This window comes from Streptomyces sp. NPDC047002, assembly GCF_040704505.1.
Classification (GTDB): domain Bacteria; phylum Actinomycetota; class Actinomycetes; order Streptomycetales; family Streptomycetaceae; genus Streptomyces.
The window spans coordinates 33,292-51,936 of the sequence record NZ_JBEYWC010000033.1 but is presented as its reverse complement, the minus strand read 5'-3'; the positions used below and the strand labels follow the sequence as shown (position 1 = coordinate 51,936).

The window sequence follows — 18,645 nt, the reverse complement described above, 5'->3', positions numbered from 1 at the left end:
ACCGGCGCCCTCCGCCCCGGCGGGGCGGAGGGCGCACCGGCGTCAGGCGACCGGCGGGGTGGGGCGGGTGGCGGTGAGGCCGATCTGCTTCTTGAGCATGCGGCCGCCGTCGCCGGTGAGGCGCAGGTAGTAGTCGGAGGAGCAGGCGGTGCCGTCCTCGTCCAGCGCGTAGATCCCGGAACCCGAGGGCACCGCGGCCGCGTCGGCCGCGGTCTTGGCGATCTGGTTGCCCTCGTTGAACTCGTCGTACATGGAGATGTAGATGCCCTGCACACCCAGGCGGCACATGTTGTAGAACTGCCGCCACATGAAGTCGCCGTGGGCGCGCTGGCGTTCCTGGAGGTCGCCGGGGAGGACGCAGGGCTGGTAGTCGATGCCGTGGGACTGGCAGTCCGCGAGGTCCTGGGTCTGGACGTTGGCGTAGAAGTTGTCCACGTCCGCGATCGAGCCGATCCGCCCGACCATCCACGGCGAGATCATGTTGAGCGCGTGGTAGACGTCCGAGAATCCGGCGCGCGAGTCGTCGGAGTTGGTGCGCCAGTGCGTCGGCACGCCGCCGATGACGTAACACCCCTGTCCCTTGAACCAGTTGATGACGTCGAGGCAGGCGCCCGCGCTGAAGTCGTGGTTGCCGTCGTTGAACCCGAAGCCCCAGATGCAGACCACCGGCCTGCCGTTCTGCGTGGCGTACGCGGAGGACGCGGTGTGGGCCTTCATCTTGTTCGCCCAGTCCGTCTTGATCTCGGACTGCATGGCCGTCCAGCCGCTGACGTCGTACATGATGTAGAACTTCCGGCCGTGGCCCTCGGCCGCCTGACGCACCTTCTGCGCCATGCCGTCGCGGGTGGGGCCCTCAGGGCTGTTGGGGTTGAAGCGCTGGAGGGCTGCCGTGTCGATGCCGTTCTGCTGCATCCACAGGAAGTGGGTGTCGACGGTCTGCTGGTCCCAGGACGAGAACAGCTTCGCGGGTCCGCCGCCGTTCAGGTTCGCGTACGCCGTCTGATAGGTACGGCTGAATTCACTCACGTCCGGCCAGGACTTGATGGTCGTATTGCCGGGCGACGGGGCCTGTCCGCCGTTCTGGCTGTAGTGCCACCAGCTGTTGATCGGGGCGCCGTCGCCGATACAGGCGAACCATCCCTGATAGCCGACGGATATCTTTCCGACCACGTCGCCGGGGCCCGAGGCCGCGGGGACCGCGCGGGCACGGGGCGCAGCGCCCGCGGTGGCCTGCTGGGCCGCGCCGAGGCCGAGGGCCGCGGTCGCGCCGAGCGCCGATGTGATGACGTGCCGTCGTGAAATGCTCACCGAGGTGTTCCTCCGGTCGAATTCTGCCAGTCACTGCGAATAACCGGGGAAGTGGGGGGTTTCAGGCGGTGGCAGCCCGCCCGGCTTCCACGGGGACGCCCGTGCAACGTAGTCGGGCCGGGCCCGGGGCACAAGACACGGGAACGGGGCGGAATCGGCCGGGAATTCACCGGCTTGTCAGGCCAATTCTTTGACGCTTTCCGTTTGTTGCGGAATGCGCTGCCGCGGCGGCGCCTGGCCGGCGTCCGGCTGCGCGGTGGCATGCGGACCGCTCCCGCTGGGCATCTCCTCCCCGGGTCCTTCGAACCTACGAGGTGCCCGGGCTCCGGGCTTCCGGTGCTTTCGGTGCCTTCGGTGCCTTCAGGAGCCGCTCGGTCCTACCGGCACGTCGTGGAGGGTGGTGGCGGGTGCACGCGCCGTCGGTGGTGGGCTGGCTGCTCGTCGCGGTGTGTGCGGGGTCGGGCGCGTACTGCGTGCTCAGAGCCCGCAGCGTCTCGCCGACGGGGCGCGCCACGGCACGCGGCGAGGCGCTGATGGGCTTCGGCATGGCCGCCATGGCGGTGCCCGCGGCCGCGCTCGCGCCGCCGGGCTGGGTGTGGACGGGGTACGCGGCACTGTTCGGCGCGGGCGCCCTCGCCGCGGCCTCGGGCGCTGCGGTCCGCCGCGGCCTCACAGGACACCATCTGCACCACCTCCTCGGCATGGCGGCCATGGCCTACATGGCGTGGGCGATGGCGGCCGCCCCGGCGGGCGGCGCCGCGACGGACGGCATGGCGGGCATGGCCTCCGCGGGGGCGCCCGCGGTGACCGGCGTGCTGCTGCTCTACTTCGCCGGCTATGTGCTGTGGGCGGGTGCGCGGCTGCTGCCGGGCACGGTGGCGGCGGGCCCTGCGGGCGGCCAGGGGCCGGTGGACGGCGGGCCAGGGCCCCGCTGGGGCGAGCGGCCGGAACTGGCACTCGCCTGCCGCCTTTCGATGGCGACCGCCATGGTGGCGATGCTGCTCACGCTCTGACGCGTACGGCCCCCGCGGGAGCGCGCGCCGGAGCGCGTGCGGCCCACCGCGAGCGTGTCCTGCGTCACTTGGCCGCCGCGGTCTTATCCGGGGCGCCGCCGCGCTCATAGGCTGGGCCCATGGTGGTCTCGCTGGCGCTGCTGCTGCTCGGGACGCTCGCCGCCGTCGTGGCGCCGCGCGTCCTCTCCCGGGCGGACTGGCGCGAGCGCGAGCCCGTGGTGGCGCTGTGGGTGTGGCAGTGCGTGGTCGCCGCCGTGCTGCTGAGCTTCGCCCTCTCGATGGTCTTCAGCGCGGCCGCCACCTGGAGCTCCGTGCGGGGCCATGTCTTCGCGACGGCGCCCGCCGGTGTCGCGCGTGCGTACGCGCTCGACGGGCACCGGCCCTGGTCGGCGGCGCTTGCGATCCTCCTGGCGAGCGGCGGCCTGTGGACGGCCGCCATGCTGACCCGAGAGATCCACCGGGCCCGTGCGCGGCGCAGGCGGCGGCGCAGGGAGCTGCTCGTGCGCTCGCCCGTCCTGCCGGGCGAGGAGCCTGGCGGTGACCCGCTGGTGGTCCTTGAGGGCAACCGGCCGGACGCCTGGTGGCTGCCGGGCGCCGCGCCCCAGCTGGTGATCACGACGGCGGCGCTGCGCCGGCTCAAGGGCCGGCAGCTCGACGCCGTCCTCGCGCACGAGCAGGGCCACGCGCGGGCGCGCCACGACTGGCTGCGGCACTGCTCGGCGGCGCTGGCCGACGGCTTCCCGCAGATACCGGTGTTCGCGGCGTTCCGCGACGAGATCCACCGGCTGGTCGAGCTGGCTGCCGACGACTCGGCCTCCCGCCGCTACGGGCACCGGGCGATAGCCCTTGCACTGGTCGAACTCAACGAGGAGCGCGGTGTGTTCGGTCCGGCACCGGCCTCCGACGCGGAGCTGCCCCACCGGGTCGACCGGCTGCTCTCGCCGGTTCCCAGGCTGGCCCCGATCCGCCGGCTGCGGCTCACCGCTGCCGCCGCGTTCGTGCCCGCGGTGCCGCTGCTCGTGGCGTTGGTGCCGGGGCTGCGCGCCCTGGGCTGAGCCGGGCCCGGCCGGGTGACCGCGCGGGCCGACCGGGGAGGCGCGCGCGTGGAGCGGCCGTTCCGGGCAAGGATCACGGCCATGCGCCCCACCAAGACACCCGCGGCCGCGGCCGCCGCGGTGAGCGGTACCGGGTTCGCCGTGCTCCTCGCCCTCGTGGCGGCCGGGTGGGAGCCGCTGCTCGCGCTCGACCGCGCGGTCGCCGCGGACCTGCACGGGGAGGCGCTCGCGCGGCCCGGCCTCACACGCACCGCCCGGGTGCTCACCGACTGGGTGTGGGACCCGTGGACCATGCGCCTGCTGACGTCGGCGGCGGCCGCCGTGCTGTGGCGGCGCGGAGAGCGGTCGTACGCGGCCTGCGCCGTGGGGGCGGCGCTCGCCGGGCTCGTGCTCCAGCAGGCGCTCAAGTCCGCGGTCGGCAGGGGCCGTCCGCGCTGGCGCCACCCGGTGGACTCGGCGCACTTCGCCGCGTTCCCCTCCGGTCACGCGCTGGCCGCCGCGGTGGCGTGCGGGCTGCTGCTGTGGGTGCTGCGCCGCCACGGCGCCGTTGGCGTGCGGTGGGGTGCGGCGCTGGCCGCCGGCGCGGTGTCGGCGGCGGGCGCGGGGGCGAGTCGGCTGTGGCTGGGGGTGCACTGGCTGTCCGACGTGGTCGGCGGGTGGCTCCTCGGGGTGTGCGTTGTCGCGTTGTCCGTCGTCTGTTACGGGCGTTTGGCCTTGTCCCGGGCACGGTGATCCCGCAAGGATTCGGTCCATGACGTTCAAGGCAGTCCTCTTCGACTTCTCAGGGACCCTGTTCCGTATCGAATCGGCCAAGTCGTGGCTGAGTTCGGCGCTCGCGCAGACCGGCGTCGACATGCCCGCCGACGAGGTGCGGCGCAGCGCGATGCGGCTGGTCGTCGCGGGCGCGCTGCCCGGCGGGCCGCTCCCGGAGCGCGTTCCCGACCACCTCGCGGGGGCGTGGGAGGCGCGGGACGAGAGCGCGGAGCTGCACCGCACGGCGTACACGGGCGTCGCGCGCCAGGTGGAACTGCCGGACGAGGCCCTGTACGACGCGCTCTACGAGCGCCACATGGCGCCGGCGGCCTGGCGCCCCTACGCGGACACGGCCGAGGTGCTCGGCGGACTGCGGCGCGCGGGCATCGCGGTCGGCGTCGTCAGCAACATCGGCTGGGACCTGCGGCCGGTGTTCCGCGCGCACGGCATGGACGACCTGGTGGACGCGTACGTCCTGTCGTACGAACACGGCACGCAGAAGCCCGACCCGCGGCTGTTCCAGGCGGCCTGCGACGAGCTGGGCCAGGACCCGCACGACGTGCTGATGGTCGGCGACAGCAAGGCGGCGGACGGCGGCGCAGCGGCCCTCGGCTGCGAGGTGTTCTTCGTGGACCACCTGCCGGTCGAGGAGCGTCCCGCGGGGCTGCGCCCCGTGCTCCAGCTCGCGGGGGCCGGCGCGCTCTCCTGAACCGCGCCCCGCACGGGGACGACGGCGACAGGAGAAATCCGTCTGCCTTGGACGATCCCCCGCGTCGCCCAAGGCAGACGAGCCCAGCCGACAGGACCCGCAGGGGTCGGCGGCAAGACGCATTGAGTATATTGGCTAAGAGCCAGTCAACGCAGGAGTAAGCATGTCTCCCCGAAGCGCAGAGGTCAACGAGGAAATGCGTCGACGCTCGCGCGAGCGCCTGCTCGACGCCACCGTCGAGCTGGTCTCCGAGGCCGGGTACGAGGCGACGACACTGGCCGACATCGCCGATCGCGCCGGGTCCGCGCGGGGTCTTGTCTCGTACTACTTCCCGGGGAAGCGGCAGCTCCTCCAGTCGGCCGTACACCGGCTGATGCACCGTACCCTCCAGGCGGGCCTGGAGCGAGAGCCGCGCACGGACGACGGCCGCGAGCTGATGGCGCGGGCCGTCGACGCGATCCTCGGCCTCGCGGTGTCGAGGCCGACTCTGATGCGCACCCACATGGCGGGGATCCTCCAGGCCGAGGGGTTCGTCCAGTGCCCCGAGCAGCAGCGCCTGGCCCAGCTGCTGCGCGAGACGGTGGTCTGCTACGGGTCGAGCGATCCGGACGCCGACTACCCGCTGCTGCGCTCGCAGCTGATGGGCGCCGTGTTCGCGATCCTGATCCCCGGCGCCGCCATGCCGCCTGCGCGGCTGCGGGCCGACCTCTTCCGGCGCTACGCACTCGACTGGGACCTCGGCGTCCCCCCCGAGGGCGAGCCGCCGGCCGCCGCGGTGCGGGAGACACCGGTACGCGGCTGACCCGGCGCCGCCCTGGCCGCCTCAGCCGCGTCTGCGGCGCGAAGGGAGGTGGCCCTCGTCGCGCGCGCCCGCGATCAGGCGCAGGCTGCGGCGCCTGCTGCGGCCCGTCGCCGCCATGACGGCGAGCACCGGGTCGTCGCCGCGCTCCCGCGCGGCCCGGTACACCTGCGCCACGTCACGCCGCCGTGCGGCGCCCCACGGCGCGACGCCGCGGCCCCGGTGCCGCCCGCCGGTCGCGCGGTCTTGGGCGTCCCCGCCCGCCTGCCCGGGATCGCGGGGTACGGCCGGATCGCCGTGACCCGCGGCAGCGGCGGCGGGCACGGAGAGCCCGGCGTCCCGGTCCCCGCCCGCCACGGCCGGAAGCGTCCCGGACGGGACCGCGGGGGCAGGAGCGGCCCCCGCCGTGTCCGCGGCGGGTCCGCTGCCCGCTCCCGGGCCGACGGCGCAGGGGTCGCCGACGAAGCCGTCCACGGGGACGGCGCTCCCCTGCCACGCCACGGCGCCGGGGCCTCCGTGCTCGGCGGCATCCCCCTGCTCGGCGGCCGCGGGCGCTCCTGAGCCGGGGTCGGCCGCCATGGCGGCGCTTCCCTGCCCGGCGGCATGGGCTGCGGGGGCGGCGGGCGGCTCGCCGGGAGGCGGGGCACCGGGCGAGGTCACCGAGGCGCAGGCGGCCTTGAGCGGCGCATGGAGGGCGGTGGCGAGCGCGGCGAGCCCCGTGAGCGGCAGCGGCGGGTCGGCCTGGGCGTCCTCGATGGCGATCGTGTCGCCGCGCACCACGGCAAGTACGTCCACGCGCGCCCCGTCCGGCAGGGTCAGGCGCACGTCGAGCCAGGGCGGGCGGACCTGCTGCCCGGCCCCGGTCACCGTGCCGTATCCCTGCACCTCCCACACGGGGAGGCCCTGCGCGGTGTACTGGTCACACTTTCGGGCGGTCATCAGCTTGTGTTCCGACACATTCACAACTTAATCAGGCAATCCGCCCTCATCGTCGTGACGCGCCGTCACCTCGCGCCGCACGCCTGAGGCCCACGCGGCGGATCCCGCGCGTCCGGGCCCCGCGCCGCCCGTCGGACCGCCCGTCAGGCCGTGCCGCGCCCCGCCTGCGCCCGCGCCGCCCGCAGCACGCCGTCGAGCAGGCCGGGGAAGAGGGCCTCCAGGTCCTCACGGCGCAGCCGGTTCATCTTGGCGGTGCCCCGGTACACCTGCTGGACCACCCCGCACTCGCGCAGGACGCGGAAGTGGTGGGTGAGGGTCGACTTGGCCACCGGCAGCCCGACCTGCGAGCAGGTGAGGCCCTCGGCCTCCCGCGCCACCTCGCACACGATCCGCAGGCGCTGCGGGTCGGACAGCGCGTGCAGTACGTCCTCCAGGCGGATCTCGGCCCGGGAGGGGTGGGCGAGTTCACGCCGGTTCGTCTGGGCGGTCACGGCGACTCCCACTCGTCTGCATGCCCGAGGACGCATGCCTGTACGTACATCTGCCAGCTGCGGACGCGCACCCGCGGCCCCGCCCCGCGGACGCCCGAGAGGCCTGCGGGCCTCTCATCGTACGAGTCGGGCGGGAGGCACTTGTTTGACACACGTCGTAATACGAAAGGTATCGTACTAGCGCCTCTCTCCGCCCGCGTTCCGATTGGAGCTCCCGTGAGCGCCCTCTTCGAGCCCTACACCCTGCGATCGCTGACCTTCCCCAACCGGATATGGATGGCGGCGATGTGCCAGTACTCCGCCGAGGCCGCGGGCCCCGACGCGGGCGCCCCGGGCGACTGGCACTTCGCGCACCTGGCGGCGCGTGCCGCCGGTGGCACGGGGCTGATCATCACGGAGGCGACGGCGGTCGGCCCCGAGGGCCGCATCTCCCCGAACGACCTCGGCATCTGGAACGACACCCAGGTGGAGGCGTTCCGCAGGATCACCCGCTTCATCACGGACCAGGGCTCGGTCCCCGGCATCCAGCTGGCCCACGCGGGGCGCAAGGCGAGCACGCGCGCGCCGTGGGAGGGCGGCGGCCCGATCGCCCCCGAGGACGGCGGCTGGGACGTCGTCGCGCCGAGCGCACTGCCGTTCGCCGAAGGCCACCCGGTGCCGGCCGAGCTGACCGCCGAGGACATCGCGGGGATCGTCGGGCAGTTCGCCGACGCCGCCCGGCGGGCGCTCGACGCGGGCTTCCAGGTCGCGGAGGTGCACGGCGCGCACGGGTACCTGGTCAACCAGTTCCTCTCGCCGCACAGCAACCACCGCACCGACGCCTACGGCGGCTCCTTCGAGAACCGGATCAGGTTCGCGCTCGAGGTCGTCGACGCGGTGCGCGGCGTGTGGCCCGACCACCTGCCGGTGTTCTTCCGGATCTCGGCGACCGACTGGCTCGACGAGAACGGCTGGACGCCCGAGGACACCGTCAGGTTCGCGGACGAACTGCTCGCCCACGGCGTCGACCTGATGGACATCTCGACCGGCGGCAACGCCTCCGGTGTCCGCATCCCCCTGCGCCCCGGCTACCAGGTGCCGTTCGCCGCGCAGGTCAGGGCCGCGACCCGGATGCCGGTCGCCGCGGTCGGGCTGATCACCGAGCCGGAGCAGGCCGAGAAGATCCTCGCCAACGGGGAGGCCGACGCGGTGCTGCTCGCCCGCGAGCTGCTGCGCAACCCCTCGTGGCCGCAGCGCGCCGCCGCGGAACTCGGCGGCACGGCTTACGTCCCTGTGCAGTACGCCCGCGCCTTCTGAACGCCCGCGCCCTCTGAGCCGCCGTGGGTCTCCCCAGCCCGCCGCCCGCCTCCGCGCGGCGCGGCGGGCGGTCCGGTGATCGGGAGGTGCTGTCCACCAGTAGAGTGACGCCCCGTGGCACGACCGTTGAAAGAGACCGTGGAATCCGGCTGGGCCGACGCGCTGGAGCCCGTCGCCGGGCGCATCGCAGCGATGGGCGACTTCCTGCGGGCGGAGATCGCCGCGGGCCGTACGTACCTCCCCGCGGGGGAGAACGTGCTCCGGGCCTTCAAGCAGCCCTTCGACGACGTGCGGGTGCTGATCGTCGGTCAGGACCCGTACCCGACGCCGGGGCACGCCGTGGGGCTGAGCTTCTCCGTGGCGCCCGAGGTGCGCCCGCTGCCCGGCAGCCTGGAGAACATCTTCCGTGAGCTGCACGGCGACCTGGGCCTGCCGAGACCGTCGACCGGGGACCTGACGCCGTGGACGCGGCAGGGCGTCCTGCTGCTCAACAGGGCGCTGACGACCGCGCCGCGCAAGCCGGCGGCGCACCGGGGCAAGGGCTGGGAAGAGGTCACCGAGCAGGCCATCCGCGCGCTCGTGGCGCGCGGGAAGCCGCTCGTCTCGATCCTGTGGGGCCGCGACGCCCGCAATCTGCGGCCGCTGCTCGGCGACTGCCCGGCGATCGAGTCGGCGCACCCCTCGCCGATGTCGGCGGACCGCGGGTTCTTCGGCTCGCGGCCGTTCAGCAGGGCCAACGACCTCCTGGTGCGCCAGGGCGCCGAGCCGGTGGACTGGCAGCTGCCGTGATCCGGGTGCTGGGCGTCGACTCCGGCGGGTCGGGGCTCAGGATCGCGCTGGGGACAGCCCCGCACGGGCGGCCCGAGGCCGTCCGCACGGCGGGCGCCGTCAGGACAGGGGAGCCCGTGCGCACGGGTGCGCGCGGCATCGAAGCCGACCACCTGCTCGCACAGGTGGTGCCGGCCGCGCGGGCGCTGCTCGCCGAGGCGGGCGGGCCGGGGCCGCTCGACGCGGTCGCCGTGGGCGCGGCCGGGATGGCGACCCTCGGCGGCGACCTGCGCGCCCGGCTGCCCGCCGCGCTCAGGGACGCGCTCGGCGTCGGGCGGCTCGCGCTGGCCGCCGACGCGGTCATCGCGTACGCGGGGGCGCTCGGCCGGCGGCGGGGTGCCGTCGTCGCCGGAGGCACGGGCCTGATCGCCCTCGGCACGGACCTGGCGACCTGGCGGCGCGCTGACGGCTGGGGCCATCTGCTCGGCGACTGCGGCGGCGGCGCGTGGATCGGCCGCGCGGGGCTCGAAGCGGCGCTGCGCGCGTACGACGGCAGGCGCGGCGGCTCGGCCGCGCTGCTGGCCCGCGCCGAGGCGGCCCTCGGACCCGCGCCCGGCCTGCCGGGGCTGCTGTATCCGCGCACGGACCGGGCGGCCGTGCTGGCCTCCTTCGCGCCCGAGGTCGCCGCGTGCGCCGGGCACGACGCGGTGGCGGCCGGGATCCTCGCCGCGGCGGCCGGGCACATCGCGGAGGCGGCCGCGGCGGCCTGCCCGCCCTCCGGGGACTGCCGCATCGCCCTCACGGGTGGTCTGTTCGGCATCGGGGAGCCTCTTGTCGGCCCCGTACGGGCGGAGTTGGCCGAGCGGCTGCCGCACGCGCCGCTGGTGGCCGCGGCCGGGGATCCGCTCGCCGGGGCGCTGCTGACGGCGGCGGCACTGGCCGCGGGAGCGCCGCATCTGCCGCTCGATCCGCGGCTGTTGTCCGTATCGCACCCCTGAGGCGCGCAGCGGCTGGTGCGCCCGCGCACGCCCCCCGCGTGCGGGGATACCGCCGGGCGCATAACCGGAAAGCCATCTAAGCGACAAATGCGGACGGCTCGCTCGGATCTCGGGCCTGACCGAACAGCCGCACCGGTAAAACCAGTAGCATTCGGCGCCATGAGCACCCCCACTGGGCCCGCACCCGGCCTGCCCGTACGAATGCCGCGCCCCCGACAGTCGGGGCGCCACCGACGCCCGGAACCCGTGGCCGCTCCCCAGGGGGCGCCCACGCTGGTCCTCGCCGTGCCCGGCACGCCGGGGCCGGCCGTCCGCGCGCTCGCCGACGAACTGGCCAGCATCACGCGCTCCGAGTTGCCGGGGCTCGAAGCCACGGCGGCGTTCCTCGAAGGCGGCGACGCCGACCGCGACTACCCGGCCGTCGGCGGTGCGGTGGCGCGGGCCGCCGCGCTGCGCGACGAGCGGTACGAGCTGGCCAGGGCGGCCGGCCGGGAGGCCGCGGAGCCCGAGGGCCCTGCGGCCGTGGTCGTGCCGCTGCTCGCGGGGCCCGACGGCTCACTGATCGCCCGGATACGCGAGGCCGTCGCGGAAAGCGGCGCGCAGGCGGAGGTCACCGACGTGCTCGGCCCGCACCCGCTGCTCGCGGAGGCGCTGCACGTCCGCCTCTCCGAGGCGGGGCTCGCGCGCGCCGACCGCGCCCGCCTGTTCACGGTGGCGACCGCGGCCGACGGCATCATCCTGGCGTCCGTCGGCGGCAAGGAGGCGGTGCAGACGGCCGGGATCACCGGCATGCTGCTCGCCGCGCGGCTCGCCGTGCCCGTGATGGCCGCCGCGCTCGACGAGGAGGGCTCGGTGGCCTCCGTGGCGCAGCAGCTGCGGGACGCCGGTTCGTCCCAGCTGGCGCTCGCCCCGTACCTGGTCGGCCCCGAACTGCCCGAGGGGCTCCTCGACTCGGCGGTCAAGGAGGCCGACTGCGCCACCGCGGAGCCGCTTGGCGCCTACCCGGCGATCGGCAAGCTGGTGCTGGCGCGCTATGTCGCGGCGACGGGCGTCGTGCCGCAGCCGCAGGAGTCGCCGGAGGCCTGACCCGACGCCCGCCGCCGACCTGCGGAAGGGGCCCGCGCGGAACGGCCGTTCCGGACGGGCCCCCCGGGCGTGCGTGTCAGCCGAAGACGACGCAGGACGGCGCGGGCAGGTCGAGGGAGCCGGCGCGCGCCGGGACGCCGGTGGCCGGGTCGATGTCGAACCAGGTGACGTCGCCCGAGTGCTCGTTGGCCGCGTAGAGCCGGCGGCCCGCCGGGTCGAGCGCCAGGTCGCGGGGCCAACGGCCGCCGCACGGCACGGTGGTGACCAGCTCTGCCTTCTCGCGGGTGTCGTCGAGGGCGAGCACGGAGAGCGAGTCGGGGCCGCGGTTGGCGGCCCAGAGGTAGCGGCCGCCGCGGTCCACGACGATCGCGGAGGCGTTGCTCGTGTCGCGGCCCGGCACGTCGGCGCCGAGCAGCGGGGCCTCCCCGAGCACGTCGAGCGTCCCGGTGCGGTCGTCCCAGCGGCACACGCTCAGCGAGGGGTGCAGCTCGTGCAGGACGTACGCGTGCCGGCCGTCCGGGTGGAAGGCCAGGTGGCGGGGGCCGCGGCCGGGCGTCAGCACCGTCTCGGAGTGGACGGCGAGCCTGCCGGCCGCCGGGTCCAGCCGGTACACCCGCACCGCGTCGGTGCCGAGGTCCACGCCGAGCACCCAGCGGCCGCTGGGGTCGGGCAGCACCTGGTGGGCGTGCGGGCCCTCCTGGCGCTCGGCGTTCGGGCCGGTGCCCTCGTGCGCGTGGACGTCCGTCGCCTCGCCGAGGGAGCCGTCGGCCGCGACGGGCAGCACGGTGAAGCTGCCGGAGCCGTAGTTCGCGACGAGCAGGTGGCCGTCGGCCAGGGTGAGGTGCGCCGGTACGGCCGCGTCGAGCTCCCGGGCCCGGCCGAGCGCGGCGAGGGTCCCGTCCGCTGCGGCGGCGAAGGCGGCGGCGAGCCCGTGGCCGGTCTCGGAGACGGCGTACAGGACGGACGCGTCGGCGTTCAGCTTCAGGTACGAGGGGTCGGGCACGGCGTCGAGCACCGAGCGCACGGCGAGCGCCCCGGTGTCCGCCGCCACGTCCGCGACGGCGATGCCACGGCCCCCCGCTCCCGTGTACGACCCGATGAAGGCACGTCCGCCGTGGTGCTCGCTCACGCTCAACTCCCCTTGCTCCTGGTGGCTGCCGGCCGTCCGCCGGCGCCCGCCCGCCGTGCGCGCGGGTGCCCCTGAGGCGGCCCCGGCGACCGTAGCAGGGGCGTTTGCGCTGGTACAGGGCGAGACGGGGGCCGGGTCGGCCGCTTCTTGGCATGCTGGGTGCATGAGCTCCCCGCGTACCGCCGCCGTCCTGTTCGATCTCGACGGCACCCTGATCGACACCGAGCCGCTGTACTACGAGGCCACGCGGCGCGTGCTGGCGCGCCACGGGGTGGCGGACTTCGGCTGGGAGCAGCACGCGGACTTCATCGGCGTGGGCACGAGGGAGACGCTCGACGTGCTGGCCGCGCGCTTCTCGCTCGCTCCCCCGGTGGACGCGCTGCTCGCCGAGTTGAACGCCGAGCACCTGGAGCTGCTGCGGTCGTCGGCCGAGGTGTTCCCGCAGATGCGGAAGCTGGTGGAGCGGCTGCGTGCGGCCGGGGTGCCGATGGCGGTGGCGTCCGGGTCCTCGCGCGAGGCGATCGGCGCCGCGCTCGCGCACGGCGGCCTCGCGGAGTTCTTCCCCGTGACGGTGTCGGCCGAGGAGGTCGGCGCGGGGAAGCCGGAGCCCGACGTCTTCTTCGAGGCGGCGCGCAGGCTCGGGGCGGCGCCGGACGCGTGCGCCGTCGTCGAGGACTCGGGGCCCGGGGTCGCGGCGGCGCATGCGGCGGGCATGCGGTGCCTCGCGGTGCTCTCCGTGCCGGTCGGGCCCGGTGAACGGCCGGGCCCTGAGTTCCGCACGGCGGAGCTGGTGTTCGGGGAAGGGCACGCCGGGTTCACCGCGCAGGCCGCGTACGACTGGCTGGCCGTCTGACGTACGGTCCGCACGCGGCGGCCGCGCGGGACGCGCCACCGCCCGCACGGGGCCGCCGGAGCGGACACACCGGGCACAGGCACAGCCGCCGACCGCTCCCCCGGGCCCGGGCGGCCGCACGCGCGGCACGCCTTCGGCGGCCCGGCGCCCCGCGCGGCGCCCGGCCGCGTGACCGGGCGGGGCCGCCGCGCGGCAGCCGTACGCGGGCGACACCGCGGCGGCCCAGGGCGGGCGCCCGGCGTCCGCGTCCCGCATGATCCGGCCGCCCGCGCGTGCGGCGGCACCCGGGCGCCGGTCAGGGCCGGATGTTCTCCAGGTCCTCCAGCAGGCCGGGGTGCTCGGGCCGCCAGCCGAGCTCCTGCCGCGTGCGGGCGCTCGAAGCGGGCTGGTCGGCCTCGAAGATCGGGCCGAGCGGGCCGTACGTCCCGGTCGGCACCGACTCGACCGGCAGGCCGAGCCTGCGGCCGATGACGGCGGCGATGTCGCGTACGGCGTCCCCCTCGTCGGCCACGGCGTGCCAGGCGCTGCCGGCCGGCGCCCCTTCGAGGGCGAGCCGGAAGAGGACCGCGGCGTCGAGCGCGTGCACAGCGGGCCAGCGCTGCGTGCCGTCGCCCGGGTAACCGGACACCCCGGTCCTGCGCGCGATGCCGGTCAGCACCCCGGCGAAGCCGCCGTTGCCGTCGCGGTGGACCGTGCGCGGCAGCCGCACCGCCGCGCTCCTGACGCCGCGCCCGGCCAGGTCGAGCACCGCCGTGACCGCTCGGCCGCGGCCGCCGACCGGTCCCTCGGTGGGCACGGGGTCCGCCTCGGTCGCGGCGCGGCCCGGCGCGTGGGGCGTGCCCGAGGCGGTGACGAAGGGGCGGTCGCTGCCGACGAGTTCCCCGCCGAGCGCCGCGAGGGCCTCGCTCTCCTCGGCGACCGCACGGGCGAGCGCCTCGGGGCTGCTGAAGTCGTTGGCGAACGCCAGGTGGACCACTCCGTCGGCCCCTGCCGCGCCCGAGCGCAGCACGTCCAGGTCGGCGAGGCCGCCCCGCAGCGCCTCTGCGCCCGCCGCCCGTGCCGCGTCCGCCGAGGCGTCGGAGCGCGCGAGCGCGAGGACGGTGTGGCCGTGGCCGAGCAGCTCGGCGACGACGGCGGACCCGATCAGGCCGGTACCGCCGGTGACGAAGACACGCATGAGGCTCTCCAGAACGTGATGGGACTCTTGTCCCGTGACTCTAGCAGGGTGATGGGACAAGACTCCCATCACGTATGATCGGCCCATGGGGAGATGGGCACCGGGAGCGCGCGAACGGCTGGTCATGGCCGCCGTCGACCTGTTCACCGAGCAGGGGTACGACGCCACGACGGTCGCGCAGATCGCCGAGCGCGCGGGCGTCACCAAGAGCACGTTCTTCCGGCACTTCCCCGACAAGCGCGAGCTGCTCGTGGCGGGCCAGGAGACGCTGAGCAGGCTGCTGGCCGAGGGGACAGCCGAGGCGCCGGCCGACGCCGGGCCGCTCGCCGCAGTGGCCGCGGGCCTCGAACGCGCGTCGACCTCGATGGGCCCGGCCAACCACGAGCTCGCGCCCCGGCTGAAGGCGGCCGTCGCCGCGAGCACCGAGCTCCAGGAGCGCGACACGCTCAAGTCCGTCGGCCTCGCCGCTGCGATGACCGCGGCGCTCGCCGACCGCGGCGTGCCGGGCCCGGCCGCCGCCCTCGCGGGCGAGCTGGGCGTCCTCGCCTTCAAGCGGGGGTTCGCGCAGTGGTCCGAGGGCGAGCGCAGCAGCGGGGACGAGCTCGCCCGGTGCGTGCTCGCCGCGCTGGAGGAGCTGCGCGCGGCGAGCGCGTCGCTGACCTGAGCCGCCCGGCCGCGCGGCCCGGCCGTGCCCGGGGCAGGGCGCTGCCGGGCCAGGCCGTCAGGCCGTGGCGGGCGCCGTGAAGTAGTGGCCCTTGTCGAGGTCCTCCAGGAGGCCGGGGCCCGTGGGGTGCCAGTCGAGCAGCTCGCGGGTGCGGGCGCTGGACGCCGGGGCGTCGAGTCCGACGAGGCCGCCGAGCCAGCTGAAGCGCTCGGACAGGTCCTCGTCGGCGACGGGGCCCACCGGCACGCCGAGGTGGCGGCCGATGACCTCGGCGACCTCGCGCAGGGCGACGCCCTCCTCCGCCGCGCCGTGGAGCATCGAGCCGGCGGGCGCCTTCTCGACGGCGAGGCGGAAAAGCCGTGCCGCGTCGTCGCGGTGCACGGCGGGCCAGCGGTTGGCGCCGTCGCCCGGGTAGCCGGAGGCGCCGTGCCGGCGCGCGAGGCCGACGAGGGCGGCCATGAAGCCCTGGTCGCCGTCGCCGTGACAGGTCGGCGAGAGCCGTATGACGCTGGAGCGCACGCCGCGCTCGGCGAAGCCGACCGCGACCGCCGCCGTGCCGAGCCGCACGGCGACCGGGGAGCCCTCGGCCGCCGGCATGTCCCGTTCGGTCGCGACCCGGCCGGGTGCGACGCCGAGCAGCCCCGAGGCGAGGACGAAGGGCCGGTCGGACCCGGCGAGCGCGTCGCCGAAGGCCTCGACGGCGCGCCGGTCCGCCTCGGCAGCCTCCTGGAAGCCGCCGGAGAAGGCGCTTTCGTGCTTGAAGGCGAGGTGGATCACCCCGTCGGACGCGGCCGCGGCGTCCCGCAGGACGCCGAGGTCGTCGAGCGTGCCCCGTACGGTCTCGGCCCCGGCCTCCGCGAGGGCGGCCGCGGACTTCTCGGAGCGGGCGAGCCCGACCACCTGGTGGCCGGCGCCGATGAGTTCGAGGACGGTGGCGGAGCCGATCCAGCCGGACGCCCCGGTCACGAAGATGCGCATGAGAGAACCCCAGACATTGATGTCAGTGACTGCCGTCAGCCTAGCGCACCATGTCAGTGACTGCCATCGCATAGAATCCGACCATGGGACGATGGGAGCCGGACGCGCGCGGACGCCTGGCGAAGGCGGCGCTCGACCTGTACAGCGAGCGCGGCTTCGAGCAGACCACCGCGGCGGAGATCGCCAGGCGGGCCGGGCTGACGGAGCGGACCTTCTTCCGCCACTACGCCGACAAGCGTGAGGTGCTCTTCGCGAGCTCCCCCGCGATGCAGGACGTGTTCGTGGCCGCGGTCGCCGGGGCCGAGCCGTCCGCCGCCGCCATGGAGGCGCTGGCCGCGGGGTACGACGCGGTGTCGGGCTTCTTCGCCGACCGCCGCGACTTCGCCCGCAAGCGGCAGGACGTGGTCCTGCAGAACGCGGAGCTCCTGGAGCGCGAGCTGATGAAGCTCGCCTCGCTGGCGGCGGCGCTCGCCGGCGCCCTGCGGCAGCGCGGGGTGGCGCCGGCCGAGGCGAGCCTGGCGGCGGAGGCGGGCGTCGCCGTGTTCAAGGTCGGCTTCGAGCGCTGGGTCGCGCCGGGCGAGGAGCGCGACATGGCCCAGCTGATGCGGGCCGCGCTGGCCGAGCTGGGGTCGCTGGCCGGGGGCGCCTGAACGGAGGCGCGGGCCTCTGCGGCCGGGAGAACGCACACGGCGGTGCACGGTGCCCTGGGCACCGTGCACCGCCGTGTGCGGTGTCGCGCGTACGCGCCTGTGCTCAGCCCTTGTTGGCGCCGAGCGTCAGGCCGGAGACGAACTGCTTCTGGAGGGCGAAGAACACCACCAGGGTGGGGACCGCCACGATCAGCGCGGCGGCCGAGATCAGGTTGTTGTTCACGAAGAACTGGCCCTGGAGGTTGTTGAGGGCCGCGGTGATGGGCCGGTTGCTGCCGGTCTGCATCAGCACGGTCGCCCAGAAGAAGTCGTTGTAGATCCAGGTGAATTCGAGCGTGGCGAGGGCCGCGAGCACCGGACGGCACAGCGGCAGCACGAGCTGCCAGTACTGCCGCCAGGCGGACGCGCCGTCCACCAGCGCCGCCTCGCCCAGCTCCTTCGGGATCGTGCGCATGTAGTTGGACAGCACGAAGGCGCAGAACCCGGTCTGGAAGGCGACATGGATCAGGATGAGCCCGAGGAACGAGTCGTCGAGCTTGCCCGAGGCGGCCAGCCACTCCGGCAGCGGGATCATCTGGTACATCTTGAACAGCGGCGTGATGATGGCCTGTTGGGGCAGCAGATTGCCCGCGGTGAACAGCATGAGCAGCGCGATGTTCAGCTTGAAGTTGAACCGCGCCACCACGAAGGCGACCATGCTGGACAGCCAGAGCGTGACCACCAGCGCGGGCACGGTGATGATGACCGAGTTCCAGAAGTAGTGCAGCAGCTGCGCCTGGTCCCACGCCGCGGTGAAGTTCCCGAAGCCGAAGTGGCCGCCGACGGAGACGTATCCGTGCTTCTGGGTGTCCGCGTACGGACGCAGCGCGGTGTAGAAGGCGTACAGCAGCGGCAGCAGCCAGACGATGGACGTGCCGATCAGGAAGGCGTGCAGCGCGATCCGGCCGGCCCGCGGGGTGCGCCGCTCGCGGGGCGCGGGCGCGGCGGCGGGCAGCCCGGTGCGCTCGGTGGTCAGCGTCGTCATCCTCGCTCGTCCTTCCGGAACATGCTGATCAGGTACGGCACGATGAAGGCCAGCGAGATCACCAGGAGGATCGTCGCGAGCGCGGAGCCGAAGCCGATGCGGCTGGCCTCACCGACGATGTTGTCCGTCACCAGCACCGAGAGCAGTTCGAGGCCGTTGGTGCCCTTGTTGATGACGTAGACGATGTCGAAGGCGCGCAGGGACTCGATGACGGTGATCACCAGGACCACGACGTTGATCGGGCGCAGCGCCGGCCAGACCACGTGCCGGAAGGTCTGCGCGCCGCCCGCGCCGTCGAGCGCCGCCGCCTCCTTGAGCGACGGGTCGACGCTCTTGAGGCCCGCGAGGTAGAGCACCATCACATAGCCGGCCTGGCGCCAGCAGGCCATGATCATGACGGCCCAGATGTTCAGGTGCGGGTTGCCCATCCAGTCGACGACGTGGTGGTCCGCGTGCCCGGTGAGGTTGTTGATGAGTCCCTGGGTGGGCGAGAAGATCAGCTCGGTCATGAAGCCGATCAGCGCGAGGGAGAGCACCACGGGCAGGAACAGGATGGACTGGTAGATCCGGGAGTAGCGGATCTGCTTGTCCAGTTGCACGGCGAGGAACAGCCCGAAGGGCGCGGGCAGCACGAAGAAGACCGCGAGCCAGATCAGGTTGTGCTCGATCGCCGGGTCGAAGGGCGGGTAGATCGTGAAGATGTTCTTGTAGTTCTCGGTGCCGACCCACTGGATCGTGGAGAAGTCGCCGAACCCGGTCCAGCTGGAGAACGACAGGACGATCGATGCCAGGGCGGGCACCCAGACGAACGCCACGGTGATCAGGGTGGGGATGCCGGCCATCAGGCCGAGGCTCACCCGGTCCCGCACGGTGAGCTGCCTCAGATGGCGTCGCTTGGTCTTGGGGGGCGTGGTCCGCGGCGGCGCCGCGCCGTCCACAACAGTCATGTGTTCCT

20 protein-coding genes and 1 pseudogene are annotated in these 18,645 nt (G+C 74.6%); 12 read left to right on the top strand and 9 right to left on the bottom strand.

All coding sequences use genetic code 11. The features are described 5' to 3' along the window. Window positions 1–42 precede the first annotated feature (42 nt). Window positions 43–1,308, bottom strand: a complete 1,266-nt coding sequence (locus tag AB0910_RS25580; protein WP_366746983.1) for a glycoside hydrolase family 71/99-like protein — start codon at window positions 1,306–1,308, stop codon at window positions 43–45. Between the two features lie 407 nt (window positions 1,309–1,715). Here AB0910_RS25580 and AB0910_RS25575 point away from each other — a divergent pair, with 407 nt between their 5' ends. The 5 genes from AB0910_RS25575 (at window position 1,716) to AB0910_RS25555 (ending at window position 5,640) form a co-directional block, all read left to right on the top strand. Then, window positions 1,716–2,321, top strand: coding sequence for a DUF5134 domain-containing protein (locus AB0910_RS25575; RefSeq protein WP_366746982.1), 606 nt, complete (start codon window positions 1,716–1,718; stop codon window positions 2,319–2,321). A gap of 119 nt (window positions 2,322–2,440) precedes the next feature. Continuing rightward, the gene (locus tag AB0910_RS25570; protein WP_366746981.1) at window positions 2,441–3,376 is read left to right on the top strand and encodes a M56 family metallopeptidase; all 936 of its coding nucleotides are present in this window, start codon (window positions 2,441–2,443) and stop codon (window positions 3,374–3,376) included. Window positions 3,377–3,457: 81 nt separating this feature from the next. Further along, window positions 3,458–4,108 carry a phosphatase PAP2 family protein gene (locus AB0910_RS25565; RefSeq protein ID WP_366746980.1) on the top strand — a complete coding sequence of 217 codons (651 nt, stop codon included), beginning with the start codon at window positions 3,458–3,460 and terminating at the stop codon, window positions 4,106–4,108. A 19-nt stretch (window positions 4,109–4,127) separates the two neighbouring features. After that, window positions 4,128–4,838, top strand: a complete 711-nt coding sequence (locus tag AB0910_RS25560; RefSeq protein WP_366746979.1) for an HAD-IA family hydrolase — start codon at window positions 4,128–4,130, stop codon at window positions 4,836–4,838. 163 nt (window positions 4,839–5,001) lie between these two features. Next, window positions 5,002–5,640 (top strand): helix-turn-helix domain-containing protein, encoded by a 639-nt coding sequence (locus AB0910_RS25555; protein ID WP_366746978.1) that lies wholly within the window; start codon window positions 5,002–5,004, stop codon window positions 5,638–5,640. A gap of 21 nt (window positions 5,641–5,661) precedes the next feature. Here AB0910_RS25555 and AB0910_RS25550 read toward each other — a convergent pair whose 3' ends face one another. The 3 genes and pseudogenes from AB0910_RS25550 to AB0910_RS25540 form a co-directional block, all read right to left on the bottom strand. Then, window positions 5,662–6,216, bottom strand: coding sequence for a DUF6214 family protein (locus AB0910_RS25550; RefSeq protein ID WP_366747007.1), 555 nt, complete (start codon window positions 6,214–6,216; stop codon window positions 5,662–5,664). An 18-nt stretch (window positions 6,217–6,234) separates the two neighbouring features. Then, window positions 6,235–6,576, bottom strand: a pseudogene (locus tag AB0910_RS25545) (DUF6214 family protein); the annotation flags it as partial. 143 nt (window positions 6,577–6,719) lie between these two features. Continuing rightward, entirely contained in the window at window positions 6,720–7,067 is a 348-nt protein-coding gene (locus AB0910_RS25540) for an ArsR family transcriptional regulator (protein WP_366746977.1), read from the bottom strand. A 216-nt stretch (window positions 7,068–7,283) separates the two neighbouring features. Between AB0910_RS25540 and AB0910_RS25535 the strand changes: the two genes are divergently transcribed. The 4 genes from AB0910_RS25535 to AB0910_RS25520 all read left to right on the top strand — a co-directional run bounded on the left by AB0910_RS25535 (window position 7,284) and on the right by AB0910_RS25520 (window position 11,215). Further along, a complete protein-coding gene (locus tag AB0910_RS25535; RefSeq protein WP_366746976.1) occupies window positions 7,284–8,363 on the top strand; it encodes an NADH:flavin oxidoreductase/NADH oxidase in 1,080 nt (359 codons plus the stop codon). 114 nt (window positions 8,364–8,477) lie between these two features. Continuing rightward, window positions 8,478–9,152 carry a uracil-DNA glycosylase gene (locus tag AB0910_RS25530; protein ID WP_366746975.1) on the top strand — a complete coding sequence of 225 codons (675 nt, stop codon included), beginning with the start codon at window positions 8,478–8,480 and terminating at the stop codon, window positions 9,150–9,152. Next, complete coding sequence (locus tag AB0910_RS25525; RefSeq protein ID WP_366746974.1) at window positions 9,149–10,129, top strand: BadF/BadG/BcrA/BcrD ATPase family protein; 981 nt, start codon at window positions 9,149–9,151, stop codon at window positions 10,127–10,129. Before AB0910_RS25530 ends, AB0910_RS25525 begins: the two co-directional genes overlap by 4 nt. A gap of 159 nt (window positions 10,130–10,288) precedes the next feature. Then, window positions 10,289–11,215, top strand: a complete 927-nt coding sequence (locus AB0910_RS25520; protein WP_366746973.1) for a hypothetical protein — start codon at window positions 10,289–10,291, stop codon at window positions 11,213–11,215. Window positions 11,216–11,291: 76 nt separating this feature from the next. Here the strand turns inward: AB0910_RS25520 and AB0910_RS25515 are convergent, their stop codons facing one another. Continuing rightward, a complete protein-coding gene (locus AB0910_RS25515) occupies window positions 11,292–12,344 on the bottom strand; it encodes a lactonase family protein (RefSeq protein WP_366746972.1) in 1,053 nt (350 codons plus the stop codon). A 163-nt stretch (window positions 12,345–12,507) separates the two neighbouring features. Between AB0910_RS25515 and AB0910_RS25510 the strand changes: the two genes are divergently transcribed. After that, a complete protein-coding gene (locus AB0910_RS25510) occupies window positions 12,508–13,197 on the top strand; it encodes an HAD family phosphatase (RefSeq protein ID WP_366746971.1) in 690 nt (229 codons plus the stop codon). Between the two features lie 295 nt (window positions 13,198–13,492). Here AB0910_RS25510 and AB0910_RS25505 read toward each other — a convergent pair whose 3' ends face one another. Then, window positions 13,493–14,374, bottom strand: coding sequence for an SDR family oxidoreductase (locus tag AB0910_RS25505; RefSeq protein WP_366746970.1), 882 nt, complete (start codon window positions 14,372–14,374; stop codon window positions 13,493–13,495). Between the two features lie 85 nt (window positions 14,375–14,459). On the opposite strand from AB0910_RS25505, the gene AB0910_RS25500 reads away from it, so the two are divergent. Continuing rightward, window positions 14,460–15,038: a helix-turn-helix domain-containing protein gene (locus tag AB0910_RS25500; RefSeq protein WP_366746969.1), complete on the top strand. Its 579-nt coding sequence runs from the start codon at window positions 14,460–14,462 to the stop codon at window positions 15,036–15,038. A gap of 57 nt (window positions 15,039–15,095) precedes the next feature. Here the strand turns inward: AB0910_RS25500 and AB0910_RS25495 are convergent, their stop codons facing one another. After that, entirely contained in the window at window positions 15,096–16,016 is a 921-nt protein-coding gene (locus AB0910_RS25495) for an SDR family oxidoreductase (RefSeq protein ID WP_366746968.1), read from the bottom strand. An 83-nt stretch (window positions 16,017–16,099) separates the two neighbouring features. On the opposite strand from AB0910_RS25495, the gene AB0910_RS25490 reads away from it, so the two are divergent. After that, window positions 16,100–16,666 (top strand): TetR family transcriptional regulator, encoded by a 567-nt coding sequence (locus AB0910_RS25490; RefSeq protein WP_366746967.1) that lies wholly within the window; start codon window positions 16,100–16,102, stop codon window positions 16,664–16,666. Window positions 16,667–16,769: 103 nt separating this feature from the next. On the opposite strand, the gene AB0910_RS25485 is transcribed toward AB0910_RS25490, so the two are convergent. Further along, window positions 16,770–17,690, bottom strand: a complete 921-nt coding sequence (locus AB0910_RS25485) for a carbohydrate ABC transporter permease (RefSeq protein ID WP_345642479.1) — start codon at window positions 17,688–17,690, stop codon at window positions 16,770–16,772. Next, window positions 17,687–18,637 (bottom strand): sugar ABC transporter permease, encoded by a 951-nt coding sequence (locus tag AB0910_RS25480; RefSeq protein WP_366746966.1) that lies wholly within the window; start codon window positions 18,635–18,637, stop codon window positions 17,687–17,689. The genes AB0910_RS25485 and AB0910_RS25480 overlap by 4 nt, the downstream gene beginning before the upstream one ends. Window positions 18,638–18,645 lie beyond the last annotated feature (8 nt).